A 13,579-nucleotide genomic window follows, 5' to 3' on the forward strand; every position below is an offset into this window, starting at 1 on the left:
CCATGTCTCACCAGCCGTCCGATCTCCCTTCCTACGCCGAAATCGGCGAAGCCTCGCGCCGGGAACACCTGGCCGCCGACCCCGCCGAACTCCACGGCGCGCTGTGTGGCTGGCTCGCCGGCGGCGGCGCGGACGTGGCCGACTGGCCCGCGCGAGCGCTGGCGGATCCGCAGTTGCCGACCCCGCAGCCGGAAAGCGCGCTGGATCGCCTGCGCACGGCCAGCGTGGCGCAACTGGAAGATCGCAGCTTCGCCTTCGAACTGCTGCTGCCCGACGAGACCAGCACCGTGGATCGCGCCGACGCGCTGTTCGCGTGGTGCCGGGGCTTCCTGGGCAGCTTCGGTTTGGCCGCGGGCGCCCATCCGCCGTTGTCGGAAGAGGGTGCCGAGGCGCTGCAGGACCTGGCCCGGCTGGCCCAGGCCAGCCCGGAGGGCGGCGACGACCAGGAAGACGAGGATGCGCTGTCCGAGATCGAGGAATACGTGCGCATCGCGGTGCTGCTGCTGCATGGCGATTGCGTGATGGGGCCGCGTCACCGCAAGCGGCTGAACTGATGAAGGCCGAGACCGGCCTGGCCGCGGCCGAGTTCGCCCGCCGTCGCAGGCAGTTGATGCGGATGGCCGGCAACGACGCCATCCTGGTGCTGCCGGCCGCGCCCGAGCGCGTGCGCAGCCATGACACCCATTACCCCTACCGGCAGGATTCGGATTTCTGGTACCTGTGCGGTTTTCCGGAACCGGAAGCGGTGCTGGTGCTTGTGCCCGGCCGCCGCCATGGCGAAACGCTGCTGTTCTGCCGCGAGCGCGATCCCGAGCGCGAGAGCTGGGACGGCCCGCGCGCGGGGCAGGAAGGTGCGGTCGAGCACTACGGGATGGACGATGCCTATCCGATCGAGGATCTGGACGAAATCCTGCCTGGCCTGCTGGAAGGGCGCTCGCGGGTGTATTACCACTTCGGGCGCGACGCCGATTTCGATCTCAAGCTGATTGGCTGGGTCCGCCACGTACGCGCGCAGGTGCGCCAGGGCGCGCAGCCGCCGCACGAATTCCTCGAACTCGGCCACCTGTTGCACGACCTGCGCCTGTTCAAGTCGAAGGAAGAACTCAAGCTGATGCAGCGGGCCGCCGACATCAGCATCGAGGCGCACCGCGCGGCGATGCGCACGGTCCGGCCCGGCATCCACGAATACGAGCTGCAGGCGGACGTGGAGCGGGTGTTCCGCGCCAACGACGCCTGGCCGGCCTACGGCAGCATCGTCGGCGCCGGCGCCAATGCCTGCGTGCTGCACTATCGCGCCAACAACGGCGTCGCCCGGGACGGTGATCTGGTCCTGATCGACGCCGGCGCGGAGTTCCGCGGCTACGCCAGCGACATCACCCGCACCTTCCCGGTCAACGGTCGCTTCAGTCCGGCGCAGCGCGCGCTGCACGACCTGGTCGGGCAGGCCCAGCAGGCCGCGCTGGCGCAGGCGCAGCCGGGAGTGCCCTACGAAGCCGGCCATCTCGCCGCGGTCGAAGTGCTGACCGAGGGCCTGCTGCGGCTGGGCCTGCTGAAGGGATCGCTGGAGCGCAATATCGCCGAGGGCCACTACCGCCGCTTCTACCGGCACAAGACCGGCCACTGGCTGGGCCTGGACGTGCACGACGTCGGCGACTACCGCATCGAAGGCGAATCGCGGCTGCTGGAACCGGGCATGGTCTTCACCATCGAACCGGGTCTGTACGTATCGCAGGACGACACCAGTGTCGCCGAGAAGTGGCGCGGCATCGGCATCCGCACGGAAGACGACGTGGTCATCACCGCCGACGGCCACCGTGTGCTGACCGATGGCCTGGCACGCAGCGCCGAGGAAATCGAAGCGGCGATGGCCGGCTGAAACTCGTCCAGACTTCACCTGTGGTGTGGGAGCGACGTAAGTCGCGAATCCTTACCCGGAGGCAGGAAAAGCATCGCGACTTACGTCGCTCCCACAGGGGGAAAGGTCATCAATCCGCAGCGAAGGCCGGGCGGGTCAGGTTGAGCGGGTCGCCGTCGGTGCACAGGACTTCGTCCTCGATGCGAATGCCGCCGTAGGGACGGAACGCATCCACACGCGCCCAGTCGATGCTGTCGGCGTGGCCGTTCTTCTTCACTTCGTCCAGCAGCATGTCGATGAAGTAGATGCCCGGCTCGATGGTCACCACCATGCCCGGTTCCAGCACCCGGGTCATGCGCAGGTAGGGATGGCCTTCCGGACGCGGGATGCGGCCGCCGCGATCGCTTTCGGCAAAACCGGCCACATCGTGTACCTGCAGGCCGATCGGATGGCCCAGGCCGTGCGGGAAGAACGCGAAGCTGACGCCGCTGGCCAGCGCCGCCTCCGGCGACACCTTCAGCACGCCGAAATCCTTGAGGATGCCCATCAGGCGCAGGTGCGCGTCCAGGTGCAGCTGCTTGTAGTCCACGCCCGCGCGCACCGCCTGGCCCAGCGCGACCTGCACCTGGTCGACCGCGTCGATCAGGGCCTGGAATTCGCCGGCGGAATCGGCTGCGTAGGTGCGGGTGATGTCGCTGGCGTAACCGTGGAAGCTGGCGCCGGCGTCGATGAGGAAGCTGCGCGGGGCGGCGGGCGCCTGGCGATCCAGTTCCATGTAGTGCAGCACCGCGCCATGTTCGTTGAGCGCCACGATGTTGCCGTACGGCAGTTCGGCGGGATCCTGGCCGACCGCGGCGCAGTAGGCCATGTGGATGGTGAATTCGCTCTTGCCCTCGCGGAATGCCGCTTCCGCCGCGCGATGCCCGCGCACCGCCAACCGCTGCGCCTCGCGCATCAGCGCGATTTCGTAAGCGGACTTGTACGAACGCTGGTACTCCAGGTAGTTGACCACCGCTTCCGGATTGTTGGGTTGGTAATCGCCCAGCGCGCTCTGCGGTTCGCCGAGGATGGCGCAGCGTGCCGCCGGGCCGGGCAGCAGCGCCAGCGCGTCGGCGGGCTTGCGGATGATCTGGATGTCGAAATGATCCACCCACCAGCCGGTCGGCGCGGCGGGTACCACGTGCCAGTAGTCGAAGGGCTGGTGGTAGATCACCTTCGGGCGCTGGCCGGGCGTGTACACCAGCCAGCTGTCCGGCACCCGCGTCAGCGGCAGCCAGGCCTTGAACTGCGGGTTGACCGCGTACGGATAGTCGCGATCGTCGAACACCTGGTAGTGCAGGCCGCCACTGGGCACGACCAGGTGATCGAAACCGCCACGCGCCAGCGCTTCCTCCGCGCGCCGCTTCATCAACGCCAGGTGTTCGGCGTACAGCGGGACGAGTTCGGTGGCCTGGGGGGCGGAGGCGTTCATGGCGGCGGCTCTTGCGGGCGAAACCCGCATTTTGCCGCATCCGCGCCCGCCTTTCCCGTGACGTTCGCTCAGGCCGTGCCGGGCGCGTTCACCCACGCGCGCAGGGTTTCCAGCGAAGCCGGTTCGATGGTCAGGAACCGCAGGCCGGCGAAACCCTGTCCGGGCGTGTTGGCCTCGGCCATCCAGAGCACGTGCGCGCCGACATCGATCGGCACTTCGCGACCGCCGCCCAGGCGAAGATGGAAACGCAGCTGGTAGATCGCGTCCTCCACCACCGGCGCGCTGGCGAGCAGCAGCATGCCCGATTCGGACACATTGCCCAGGCGGCCGACCAGCTGGTCGGTGAAGGTATCCATCACCGCGACCGGCTCGGGCACGTTGCGGCGGCGGGCACGGCGGAATTCCTGGATCATGCGCCGTTTCCTCCGATGTCCGCGGCCTTGCCCATTCCGGTGAGGCTGCGCAGCGCGCGCAGCGTGGCGTTCCAGGCGCGATCGATCAACCGGCCCTTGTCTTCGGTCACGACCTGCGCCTGGCCCTGGGCCATCAGCCGGGCCAGGCTGTCCAGCGTGTGCTCGCCGGTGCGCTGGCCGCGCTGGTTGACGAACAGCGCGTGGCCGGTGACCGGGCTGAACCATGACAGCCGCTGGCGCTGCACGTCGCCCTGCTGGTTGAGGGTGAATTCGAACCAGGTGCCGTAGGGCAGCGAGCGGAGCAGGTCGTAGCACTCCTGTTCCCGGGGCGAGCGCGGCTGGATCGGTTCGCGCCGGATCATGTTCTGCTCGCCCAGGCGCGCGCGCGCCTTCAGCTTGGCGGTCAGTTCGGTGCGCGAGGTGCCATCGTCCTCGCCGTCGGCGCTGGACAGGCGGCGGGCGATGGCCTGCGCCTCGTCCTCGTGGTAGCCGACCTGCAACAGCGCCTTCTCGATCCGCGCCGGCAATTGCGAGTCCTTGGGCGCGTCCGCCGGCGCGGTGGTGGCGGCGACGATCTGCAGGGTGGTCTGCAGTTGCTCGGTCCACTCGTCCGAGTTCTCGCCCTGGCGCAACTGGGTCAGGGTCAGCACGTCGGCCCAGGCCTGGTTGACCAGCGCCTGGACGAACCGTGGCGGCTGCTGATCGTTGAAGGCGGTCTCGATGGTTTCGCTCGCGCGCTGCTTGGCGATCTCCAGCCGTTCCTTGCCGCGTGCAGCCTCGATGTGCCGGCGCTCGGCCAGTTCGGCCTTGCGCGCCGCGGCTTCCAGATGCCGCTGCACCTCGGTGTTGGCCTGGGCGAATACCGCTTCGTCGCCCTGGTAGTGCTTGACCACGAAGTCCACCGACTGGTGCAACTGGTGCAGCAGGCGCGGATCCAGATCATCGTCGGTCTGCCAGGTGGCGCCGGATTCGGCCACCGCGTTGAGCAGTTCGCGGGCAGGGTGTTCCGGACGCAGGAAGAATTCGCGATCGCGCAAGGCGACCTGCGCCAGCGGCACCTGCAGGCGGGTCAGCAGATCGCTGGCCGGCGACTCCGGGCGCACCTCGCGCTCGACTTCGTTGTAAAGCAGGCCCAGCAGTTCGAAGGTGTCCGAGTCCGGCGCGGCCAGCGCGGCCTGGGCACCATGCTGTTGGCGCATCCGCGCGACCAGCGCCTGCTGGATGTCCTTCAGGCTCCGCTTGGGCTGGCCCTCGATGCGTGGCGCGGCTGTGCCCTGCAGGGCCTGCAGCGCGGACAGCACTTCCGGGGTCGGCACCAGCTTGCGGGTGCCGTCGGCGGTCGCGGCCGCCGGCATGGCCGGACCGGCGGTGTTTCCCGCCGGCGCGCCGGCGCCGCCGGTTTCCGCTCCGGCGAAGCGGGTGGCGGCCGGCTCGCTGAAGCGCGCGGTCGCCTGTCGCCGGACCGCCAGCAGTTGCTGCAGGAGTTCGAAACTGGGGCCGTCGCCAGCCGCTCCCCGGCCGCCCGGGGCATCCGGAAGCGGCGGCGGGGTGGCGCCGGGCGCGGGCGTGGGGATGGTCCACGCCGAGGGCGTGGAGGGACCGTGCCAGCCGGTGAGCGGCCTGTTCGCGTCGGCGCGCCCGGCGGCGCGGGCCGCATCGGCGCCGGCGCGCGCGGGCGAGGCCGCATCCACCGCCCGGGTACGCCGGGGCAGGTAGATCAGGCCGGGCAGCACGCCTTCCTGCGACAGGTACTGGTTCAGTGTTTCCGCCCACTCCTGATAGTTGCCCATCACCTTGTGGTCGAAGGTGCGATAGAGGAGCAGGCGCTCCTCCAGGTCCAGCTCCAGGGTGCGCGCGGCCAGTTTGAGCATCCGGCACAGGCCCTGCGGTCCGATCGGCAGGCGTTCGTTGTCGAAGGCGGGCGCGCCGCCGAGGGCGCCGAAGCGCTGGCCCAGCAGCAGCAGCGATTGGGAGGCACGGACCTCGTGCCGGCGGGCGATGTCGCTGAGGACGATTTCCTCGTCCATCGCGGCGTCTTCCACCAGGGTCAGGGTGCGGAACTCGAGCCCGGTCGGCGCGGGCGCGCGGGCGCGCGACGGCGGCGTGCGGACGGCGGCCAGTTCGGCTTCCAGCGCGAACATGAAGTGCGGGACGAACTCGCCGCGGTTGCGCTGGAACGCGCGCAGGTTGCTGAAGAATTCAGCCTGGCGGTTGTCGCTGCGGGCCTGTTCGGCCTGCTTGAACAAGGCCTGCTCGTACTCCGGCAGCATCGCGTTGAGCGACTGGATGATGTCGCTGGAGATGTGATCGAAGAAGCCGCGGAGAAGCTTGCGCACGCGCGGCGGCAGCGATGCGCCGGCGAGGCTGCCTGCGGCGGCGCTGGGCGGTGGTGGTGGTATCGCGGTCACGGCGTGGTGGATCTCCCCTGAGGCGACAATTATCACAACATTTTGGAATCGTGGCCGCCCCGGCGTGGGGGAGGGGTGATGGCGGGCCGTCAATCGGCCAGGAAGGCCGACACGACGTCGTTGGTGAAGCGCCTGCCCAGTTCGGTCGGGATGAACCGGTCCGCTTCGCGCCGCAGCCACCCGGCGGCCACGACCCGCGCCAGCGGCGCTTCCATGGCGGCCAGCGGAAGCCCGGTGCCGTGTTCGAAATCGGCCACGCGGAATCCCTCGTGCAGGCGCAGCAGGTTCAGCATGTACTCGAACGGACGCTGTTCCGGCGCGATGCGATCGTCGCCGCCCAGCGCCTGCGCGGTCCCGGCCGCGGCCAGGTAGGCGGTGGGATGCTTGACCTTCCAGCGGCGCAGGATCGCCTGCTCCGCGCCCAGACTGATCTTGCCGTGCGCGCCGGCGCCGATGCCCAGGTAGTCGCCGAAGCGCCAGTAGTTCAGGTTGTGCGCGCACTGCCGGCCCTCGCGGGCATAGGCGCTGATCTCGTAGTGGCCGAACCCGGCTCCGGCCAGCAGCGCCTGGCAATGGGCCTGCATCTCCCAGGCGCCATCGTCGTCGGGAATGCCCTGCGGCGGCCGGGCGAAGAAGACCGTGTTCGGTTCCAGGGTGAGCTGGTAGTGGGAGATGTGCGCCGGTTGCAGGGCGAAGGCGCGTTCCAGATCGCGCTCGGCCATCGCCAGGGTCTGGCCGGGCAGGGCGTACATCAGGTCCAGGTTGAAGTTGTCGAAACCCGCGTCCTGCGCCAGCTTCACCGCCGCTTCGGCCTCGTCGCTGTCGTGGATGCGGCCGAGCCGCTGCAGGCAGCCATCATCGAAACTCTGGATGCCGAAGCTGATGCGGTTGACCCCGGCGGCCAGGTAGCGGTCGAAGCGGCCGTGCTCGGCGGTGCCCGGATTGGTTTCCAGGGTGACTTCCAGGCCCGGCGCGAACCGCAGCCGCGCCGCGGCGGCCTGCAGGAAGCGGTCGATGGCCTCCGGCGGGAACAGGCTGGGCGTGCCGCCGCCGAAGAACACCGAATGCACGGTGCGGCCCCAGACCAGCGGCAGGTCGAAATCCAGATCCCGGATCAGCGCGTCGACGTAGTCGTCGAACGGCAGCGGTCCCTTGCCCTGGTGCGAGTTGAAGTCGCAGTAGGGGCATTTGCGGACGCACCAGGGCAGGTGCACATACAGCGACAGCGGCGGCGGGATCAGCATGGCCGGCACATTGTCGCATCCCGCCGCCGGCGGGATGCCGGTTTTGCGATCAGGCGCGGGCCAGGCGCTCGCGCAGCGCGGCCAGGGCGCGGCCGCGGTGGCTGATGCGGTTCTTCAGCGCCACTTCCAGTTCCGCCGCCGAGCGGCCCAGCTGCGGATCCAGGAACACCGGGTCGTAGCCGTGGCCGCCGGTGCCGCGGCGCTCGTGCAGGATGCGCCCGCGCCATTCGCCTTCCACGATCAGCGGCTGCGGATCGTCGGCATGGTGCAGCAGCACCAGCACGCAGTAGAAATGCGCGTCGCGCTGTGCGTCGGGAACATCCCTGAGCGCGTCCAGCAGCTTGTCGATGTTGCGGCCGGCGTTGCCGTGCTCGCCGGCATAGCGGGCCGAGTACAGGCCGGGCGCGCCGTTGAGCGCGTCCACGCAGATGCCGGAATCGTCGGCCAGCGCCGGCAGCCCGGTCAGCCGGGAGGCGTGGCGCGCCTTGATCAGCGCGTTCTCGACGAAGGTGGTGGCGGTTTCGTCGGCGTCGGTGACGCCGAGATCGGATTGGGCGATCAGCTCGATGTCGGTATCGGCCAGCAGGTGGCGCAGTTCCTCGAGCTTGCCGGCGTTGGAGGAGGCGAGTACCAGTTTCACGGGGGGGGGATCCGTCAGGGGGATTCGGGGGGATCAGGATTTGAGCTGCAGCAGGTCCCAGCGGTTGCCGTAGAGATCGCGGAACACCGCGACCGTGCCATAGCTTTCCTCGCGCGGGGTTTCCAGGAATTCCACGCCTTGCGCCAGCATCCGCGCATGGTCGCGATGGAAGTCATCGGTCTCCAGGAAGAAACCGACCCGTCCACCGGTCTGGTCGCCGATGCGCGCGCGCTGGGCGTCGTTGCCGGCAACGGCCAGCAGCAGGCAGGTTTCCCGCGAACCGGGCGGTGCGACCCGCACCCAGCGCTTGCCGCCGCCCCGATCGGTGTCCTCGCGCAGCTCGAAGCCCAGCGCACCGGTGTAGTGGGCGATGGCCCGGTCGTAGTCGTCGACCACGACGGTGATCAGGCTGAGCGTCTGGCGCATCGGATTGACCGGTGGAGGGAGGGAATGCTTGCGCGGGGCGTCAGCCCGCCAGCGCCGCACGCTGGGCCGCGAACAGCTCGGCGGTGCCCTTCCCGCCCAGCGCCAGCAGCGCGTCCAGTTCGTCGCGGCGGAAGGCGTGTCCTTCGGCGGTGCCCTGCAACTCGATGAAGCCGCCGCCATCGTTCATGACGATGTTCATGTCGGTGTCGCAGTCGCTGTCCTCGGCGTAATCCAGGTCCAGCACCGGCGCGCCGCGGTAGATGCCCACCGACACCGCGGCGACCGCGCCGAGCAGCACGTCGCGCTTGATTTCATTGCGCTGGCGCAGCCAGCCGATCGCATCGGCCAGCGCCACGTAGGCGCCGGTGATGGCGGCGGTGCGGGTGCCGCCATCGGCCTGGATCACGTCGCAGTCCAGGGTGATGGTGCGTTCGCCCAGCGCGGCGCGATCCACGCAGGCGCGCAGCGCGCGGCCGATCAGGCGCTGGATTTCCAGCGTGCGACCGCCCTGCTTGCCGCGTGAGGCTTCGCGATCGCCACGGGTATGGGTGGCGCGCGGCAGCATGCCGTATTCGGCGGTGACCCAGCCCTCGCCCTTGCCGCGCAGGAACGAGGGCACCTTGTTGTCGACGCTGGCGGTGCACAGCACCCGGGTCTCGCCGAAGCGGATCAGTACCGAGCCTTCGGCGTGGCGCGTGTAGCCGCGCTCGATGCGGACCTCGCGCATCTGATCGGGAAGGCGGCCGCTGGGACGAAGGACGGACATGCAGGGAACTCGACTGGAGGAAGGAGCGGATGACCGCGTGGGCCGGATGGCCCGCCGATTCGGCCGACCGGGGCGCGCTAGGGTACCATTCGCGCTTTCGATCCGACCGGGTTTCCCATGATCCGCAGCATGACCGCCTTCGCCGCCGTCGAACGCGCCACTTCCGGTGGCACGCTGACCGGCGAACTGCGCGCGGTCAACCATCGTTTCCTGGAGCTGGGCACGCGCCTGCCCGAGGAATTGCGCGCGCTGGAACCGGCGCTGCGCGAACGCGTGTCCGCGCGGGTGTCGCGCGGCAAGCTGGACTTCACCCTGCGCCTGCGCGCGCCGGAAGGCGAGGGCGCGCTGCAGATCAATCCCGCGCTGGTCGCCCAGCTGTCCGAGCTGGCGCTGGACCTGCATGCGCGGTTCCCGGCCCTGCGCACGGAGTTCACCGATCTGCTGCAGTTCCCCGGCGTGGTGCAGAGCAAGGCGGTGGATCAGGCGATCCTGCAGGCCGAGGCGCTGGCGCTGGTGGACGCGGTGGTCGAGCAGTTCGTCGTCGCCCGCGAACGCGAGGGACAGAAGCTGGTCGCCGCCATCCTGGAGCGCGTCGACGCGATCGCCGCCCGCGCCGCCGACGTGCGCGAACTGTTGCCGATCATCCGCGCCGGCCAGCGGCAGAAGCTGGAAGCGCGGCTGGCCGAGCTGTCCCAGCCCGCCGATCCCGGCCGGCTGGAGCAGGAACTGGTGCTGTGGCTGCAGAAGCTGGACGTGGACGAGGAACTGGACCGGCTGGACAGCCACGTCAAGGAAATCCGCCGCGTCCTCAAGCAGGCCGAGCCGGTCGGCCGCCGGCTGGATTTCCTGCTGCAGGAATTCAACCGCGAGGCCAACACCCTGGGTTCGAAGTCGGTGGACACGCGCACCACGAACCTGGCGGTGGAACTGAAGGTCCTGATCGACCAGATCCGCGAACAAGTGCAGAACATCGAATGAGCCGCCGCGGCACCCTCTACATCGTTGCCGCGCCCTCGGGCGCCGGCAAGAGCAGCATCGTCAACGCCGTGCTGGCGCGGGATCCGGAAATCGCCCTGTCGATTTCCTTCACCTCGCGCGCGCCGCGTCCGGGCGAGCGCCACGCCCAGCATTACCACTTCATCAACGCCGACGAGTTCCAGGCGATGATCCGCGCCGGCGACTTCTTCGAATACGCGCTGGTCCACGGCGACTGGAAGGGCACCGCCCGGCAGTCGGTGGAACCGCAGCTGTGCGCCGGCAAGGACGTGCTGCTGGAAATCGACTGGCAGGGCGCGCGCCAGGTGCGCGAGAAGGTGCCCGATGCGGTCAGCGTGTTCATCCTGCCGCCTTCGCGCGATGCCCTGGAACAGCGCATGCGCGCACGCGGCCAGGACAGCGAGGAGGTCATCCAGCGCCGGCTGGCCGCCGCCCGCGAGGAGATGTCGCACTACGACGAGTTCGACTACGTGATCGTCAACGACGTGTTCGACACCGCTTGCGACCAGATGCATGCCATCTTCACCGCCAGCCGCCTGCGCCGGGAAGCCCAGCAGCAGCGGCACGAGGCGCTGATCGGGGCGCTGCTGGCCGAGTAGGGGCCGCGTGGGCTGCTAACTGACTGATTTGTAAAGAAACGGTTGCCTCGGGCCAGCCGAGGCCGTACAATCGCCGCCCCTTTCCCTATTCATCGCGCGACCCCTGGGTCGCCGGGAGCCCGCATGGCCCGCATCACCGTCGAAGATTGCCTGGAAGTCGTCAACAACCGTTTCGAACTGGTCACGATGGCCGCCAAGCGCGCCCGCCAGCTCGCCAATGGCGTCGAGTCCACCATCGACAACAGCGAAACCGCCGACAAGCCCACCGTGCTCGCGCTGCGTGAAATCGCCGCCCGCAAGATCGACAACGATCTGATCGATCGCGTCGAGAAGGCCGAGCGCGAGCGCGCCGAGCGCGAAGCGCTGGAATGGGCCGCCGCCGAAGTAGTCGCCGACGACGACATGTCCAAGGGCGACGACTGACGCCGGACGCCGCCCGTCACCCGAGGGGCGGCACCGCCAGGTCACACTTGTCGGAAAGGCCCGCGCGAGCGGGCTTTTCGCGTTTTCCGGGTTTGCCGTGCCGCCACGTCTGCACTAGGCTGGCGGCATGAACCCAGGCCGTACCGCCAAGGCGCTCCGCACTCCCGCTTCATCGCGCAACGATGGCGTGCCGGACTATCTCGCCCAATTCGAAAAGACCGCCCGATACCTGCCCAAGGAACAGCTGCCGCTGCTGCGCCGTGCCTGGGAAGTCGGCGCCGCCGCGCATGAAGGCCAGACCCGCAAGTCGGGCGAGCCCTACATCACCCATCCCGTCGCGGTGGCCGGCGTGCTGGCCGAACTGGGCATGGACGCGGAGACCCTGATCGCCGCGATCCTGCACGACACCATCGAGGACACCCCGCTTACCCGCGAGGCCATCGCCGGCGAGTTCGGCGAGTCGGTGGCGGAACTGGTGGACGGCGTCACCAAGCTGGACAAGCTGAAGTTCCGCGACCGCCAGGAGGCCGCGGCCGAGAGTTTCCGCAAGATGCTGCTGGCGATGTCGCGGGATCTGCGCGTCATCATGATCAAGCTGGCCGACCGCCTGCACAACATGCGCACGCTGGGCGCGCAGAGCGCCGAGGCGCGCCAGCGCATCGCCCGCGAGACCCTGGAAATCTACGCGCCCATCGCCCAGCGGCTGGGCATGAACCTGGTCAAGTCGGAGCTGCAGGATCTCGGCTTCCGCGCGCTGCATCCGTGGCGGCACGCGGTGATCGACAAGCACATCCGCAGCCAGCCGGTCATGCGCCGCGAGTCGATGGCGCAGATCGAGGCGCATTTGTCCCAGCGACTTACCAAGGAGGGCATCGAACATCGCCTGGTGAGTCGCATCAAGACCCCGTGGAGCATCTACAACAAGATGCGCGCGGAGGGCAAAAGCTTCGACCAGGTGATGGATGTCTTCGGCTTCCGCGTGGTGGTCGATTCGGTGCCTTCCTGCTACCACGCCCTCGGCGCGGTGCACGCGCAGTACAAGCCGCTGGACGGCCGCTTCCGCGACTTCATCGCCATTCCCAAGGCCAACGGCTACCAGTCGCTGCACACGGTGCTGTTCGGCCCCTACGGTTCGCCGATCGAGGTGCAGATCCGCACCCAGGAGATGGATCTCATCGCCGAGCGCGGCATCGCCGCGCACTGGACCTACAAGTTCGGCACCGATTCGCCCAACAGCGCGCAGAACCGCGCGCACGCCTGGATCAGCGAACTGATCGACAACCAGCGCGCCGCCGGCTCGTCGCTGGAGTTCCTGGAGAACGTCAAGGTCGATCTGTTCCCGGACGAGGTCTACCTGTTCACGCCCAAGGGCAAGATCCTGTCCTTGCCTCGCAACTCCACCGCGCTGGACTTCGCCTACGCGGTGCACACCGATGTCGGCAACCAGGCGGTGGCCTCGCGCGTGGACAAGAAGCTGGTGCCGCTGCGCACCAAGCTGGCCAGCGGCCAGAGCGTGGAGATCATCACCGCCAAGTCCGCCGCGCCCAAGCCGCAGTGGCTGGAGTTCGTGGTCACCAGCAAGGCCCGCACCGCGATCCGCCACCAGCTCAAGCAACTGGAGCACGAGGACGCCGTGCAGCTGGGCCACCGCATGCTGGATCGCGCGCTGGAGGAACTGGACAGTTCGCTGGAGCGGTTGCCGCAACAGCGGCTGGACACCTTCCTGGCCGAACACCGCTATCCGCGCCTGGAAGCGTTCCTGGCCGACATCGCGCTCGGCAACTGGATGCCGGGGCAGGCCGCGCAGGCACTGACCGCGCACGCCGAACTGCGTGCCGGCGCGCACTCGCGCCACTCGCAGGAAAAGATCCTGATCAAGGGCACCGAGCGCGGCGTGGTCAGCTTCGCCAACTGCTGCCAGCCGATCCCCGGCGACGAGATCATGGGCTACCACACCGCCGGCAAGGGCATCGTGGTGCACCGGATGGACTGTCCCAACGTCACCGAATTCCGCAAGTCGCCCGAGCGCTGGGTGCCGATCGCCTGGGACGCCAACGTCACTGGCGACTACGACGCCTCGCTGCTGATCGACGTGGAAAACCGTCCGGGCGTCTTGGCGCAGGTCGCCGCCGCGGTGGCCAAGAGCCAGTCCAACATCGAGCGGGTGGAATACCTGGAGCGCGACATCAACGTGGCGGTGCTGCGCTTCTCCATCCAGGTGCGCGACCGCAACCACCTGGCCGAAGTGATGCGCCGCCTGCGCCGCCTCAACGTCGTCCACGGCGTCCGCCGCCAGTAGAGCGGAGCTCGCTCCGCTGCCTTTCGCGCAAATCCGCCC

General features: G+C 68.9%; 13 protein-coding genes. 6 read left to right on the top strand and 7 right to left on the bottom strand.

The window, feature by feature from the left end; translation table 11 throughout:
• Positions 1-2: 2 nt before the first annotated feature.
• Entirely contained in the window at positions 3-554 is a 552-nt protein-coding gene (locus tag ACTJI2_RS19335; protein ID WP_183644395.1) for a UPF0149 family protein, read from the top strand.
• On the top strand, positions 554-1,876 hold the full coding sequence (locus ACTJI2_RS19340) for an aminopeptidase P N-terminal domain-containing protein (RefSeq protein ID WP_192197268.1): 1,323 nt from the start codon (positions 554-556) through the stop codon (positions 1,874-1,876). The genes ACTJI2_RS19335 and ACTJI2_RS19340 overlap by 1 nt, the downstream gene beginning before the upstream one ends.
• 109 nt (positions 1,877-1,985) lie before the next feature.
• Here ACTJI2_RS19340 and pepQ read toward each other — a convergent pair whose 3' ends face one another.
• From pepQ to rph, 7 genes are all read right to left on the bottom strand, one after another.
• On the bottom strand, positions 1,986-3,326 hold the full coding sequence (pepQ, locus tag ACTJI2_RS19345; protein WP_192197269.1) for a Xaa-Pro dipeptidase: 1,341 nt from the start codon (positions 3,324-3,326) through the stop codon (positions 1,986-1,988).
• Positions 3,327-3,394: 68 nt separating this feature from the next.
• Positions 3,395-3,739: a PilZ domain-containing protein gene (locus ACTJI2_RS19350; protein ID WP_183644385.1), complete on the bottom strand. Its 345-nt coding sequence runs from the start codon at positions 3,737-3,739 to the stop codon at positions 3,395-3,397.
• The gene (locus tag ACTJI2_RS19355; RefSeq protein WP_440843047.1) at positions 3,736-6,147 is read right to left on the bottom strand and encodes a DUF1631 domain-containing protein; all 2,412 of its coding nucleotides are present in this window, start codon (positions 6,145-6,147) and stop codon (positions 3,736-3,738) included. Before ACTJI2_RS19355 ends, ACTJI2_RS19350 begins: the two co-directional genes overlap by 4 nt.
• A gap of 89 nt (positions 6,148-6,236) precedes the next feature.
• Positions 6,237-7,391 (bottom strand): radical SAM family heme chaperone HemW, encoded by a 1,155-nt coding sequence (hemW, locus tag ACTJI2_RS19360; protein WP_440843048.1) that lies wholly within the window; start codon positions 7,389-7,391, stop codon positions 6,237-6,239.
• A gap of 49 nt (positions 7,392-7,440) precedes the next feature.
• Positions 7,441-8,031, bottom strand: a complete 591-nt coding sequence (gene rdgB, locus ACTJI2_RS19365) for an RdgB/HAM1 family non-canonical purine NTP pyrophosphatase (protein ID WP_183644376.1) — start codon at positions 8,029-8,031, stop codon at positions 7,441-7,443.
• 33 nt (positions 8,032-8,064) lie between these two features.
• Positions 8,065-8,457 (bottom strand): VOC family protein, encoded by a 393-nt coding sequence (locus ACTJI2_RS19370; protein ID WP_203323484.1) that lies wholly within the window; start codon positions 8,455-8,457, stop codon positions 8,065-8,067.
• Positions 8,458-8,497: 40 nt separating this feature from the next.
• Positions 8,498-9,223: a ribonuclease PH gene (gene rph, locus ACTJI2_RS19375; protein ID WP_440843049.1), complete on the bottom strand. Its 726-nt coding sequence runs from the start codon at positions 9,221-9,223 to the stop codon at positions 8,498-8,500.
• A 117-nt stretch (positions 9,224-9,340) separates the two neighbouring features.
• On the opposite strand from rph, the gene ACTJI2_RS19380 reads away from it, so the two are divergent.
• The 4 genes from ACTJI2_RS19380 (at position 9,341) to ACTJI2_RS19395 (ending at position 13,540) form a co-directional block, all read left to right on the top strand.
• Entirely contained in the window at positions 9,341-10,201 is an 861-nt protein-coding gene (locus tag ACTJI2_RS19380; protein WP_183644366.1) for a YicC/YloC family endoribonuclease, read from the top strand.
• On the top strand, positions 10,198-10,818 hold the full coding sequence (gene gmk, locus ACTJI2_RS19385; protein ID WP_183644363.1) for a guanylate kinase: 621 nt from the start codon (positions 10,198-10,200) through the stop codon (positions 10,816-10,818). Before ACTJI2_RS19380 ends, gmk begins: the two co-directional genes overlap by 4 nt.
• A gap of 123 nt (positions 10,819-10,941) precedes the next feature.
• Positions 10,942-11,241 (top strand): DNA-directed RNA polymerase subunit omega, encoded by a 300-nt coding sequence (gene rpoZ / locus ACTJI2_RS19390; RefSeq protein WP_183644360.1) that lies wholly within the window; start codon positions 10,942-10,944, stop codon positions 11,239-11,241.
• A 127-nt stretch (positions 11,242-11,368) separates the two neighbouring features.
• Positions 11,369-13,540, top strand: coding sequence for a RelA/SpoT family protein (locus ACTJI2_RS19395; RefSeq protein WP_183644357.1), 2,172 nt, complete (start codon positions 11,369-11,371; stop codon positions 13,538-13,540).
• The last annotated feature ends 39 nt before the right edge of the window (positions 13,541-13,579 follow it).

The organism is Pseudoxanthomonas sp. 22568 (genome assembly GCF_052044485.1).
GTDB lineage: Bacteria > Pseudomonadota > Gammaproteobacteria > Xanthomonadales > Xanthomonadaceae > Pseudoxanthomonas_A > Pseudoxanthomonas_A beigongshangi.

What these genes read in the sequence shown, in the direction of transcription:
- gmk (WP_183644363.1), top strand. Translation starts at nt 10,198, where the DNA reads ATGAGCCGCCGCGGCACCCTCTACATCGTTGCCGCGCCCTCGGGCGCC.
- ACTJI2_RS19370 (WP_203323484.1), bottom strand. Translation starts at nt 8,457, where the DNA reads ATGCGCCAGACGCTCAGCCTGATCACCGTCGTGGTCGACGACTACGAC.
- ACTJI2_RS19340 (WP_192197268.1), top strand. Translation starts at nt 554, where the DNA reads ATGAAGGCCGAGACCGGCCTGGCCGCGGCCGAGTTCGCCCGCCGTCGC.
- ACTJI2_RS19335 (WP_183644395.1), top strand. Translation starts at nt 3, where the DNA reads ATGTCTCACCAGCCGTCCGATCTCCCTTCCTACGCCGAAATCGGCGAA.
- pepQ (WP_192197269.1), bottom strand. Translation starts at nt 3,326, where the DNA reads ATGAACGCCTCCGCCCCCCAGGCCACCGAACTCGTCCCGCTGTACGCC.
- ACTJI2_RS19380 (WP_183644366.1), top strand. Translation starts at nt 9,341, where the DNA reads ATGATCCGCAGCATGACCGCCTTCGCCGCCGTCGAACGCGCCACTTCC.
- ACTJI2_RS19350 (WP_183644385.1), bottom strand. Translation starts at nt 3,739, where the DNA reads ATGATCCAGGAATTCCGCCGTGCCCGCCGCCGCAACGTGCCCGAGCCG.
- ACTJI2_RS19395 (WP_183644357.1), top strand. Translation starts at nt 11,369, where the DNA reads ATGAACCCAGGCCGTACCGCCAAGGCGCTCCGCACTCCCGCTTCATCG.
- rpoZ (WP_183644360.1), top strand. Translation starts at nt 10,942, where the DNA reads ATGGCCCGCATCACCGTCGAAGATTGCCTGGAAGTCGTCAACAACCGT.
- hemW (WP_440843048.1), bottom strand. Translation starts at nt 7,391, where the DNA reads ATGCTGATCCCGCCGCCGCTGTCGCTGTATGTGCACCTGCCCTGGTGC.
- rph (WP_440843049.1), bottom strand. Translation starts at nt 9,223, where the DNA reads ATGTCCGTCCTTCGTCCCAGCGGCCGCCTTCCCGATCAGATGCGCGAG.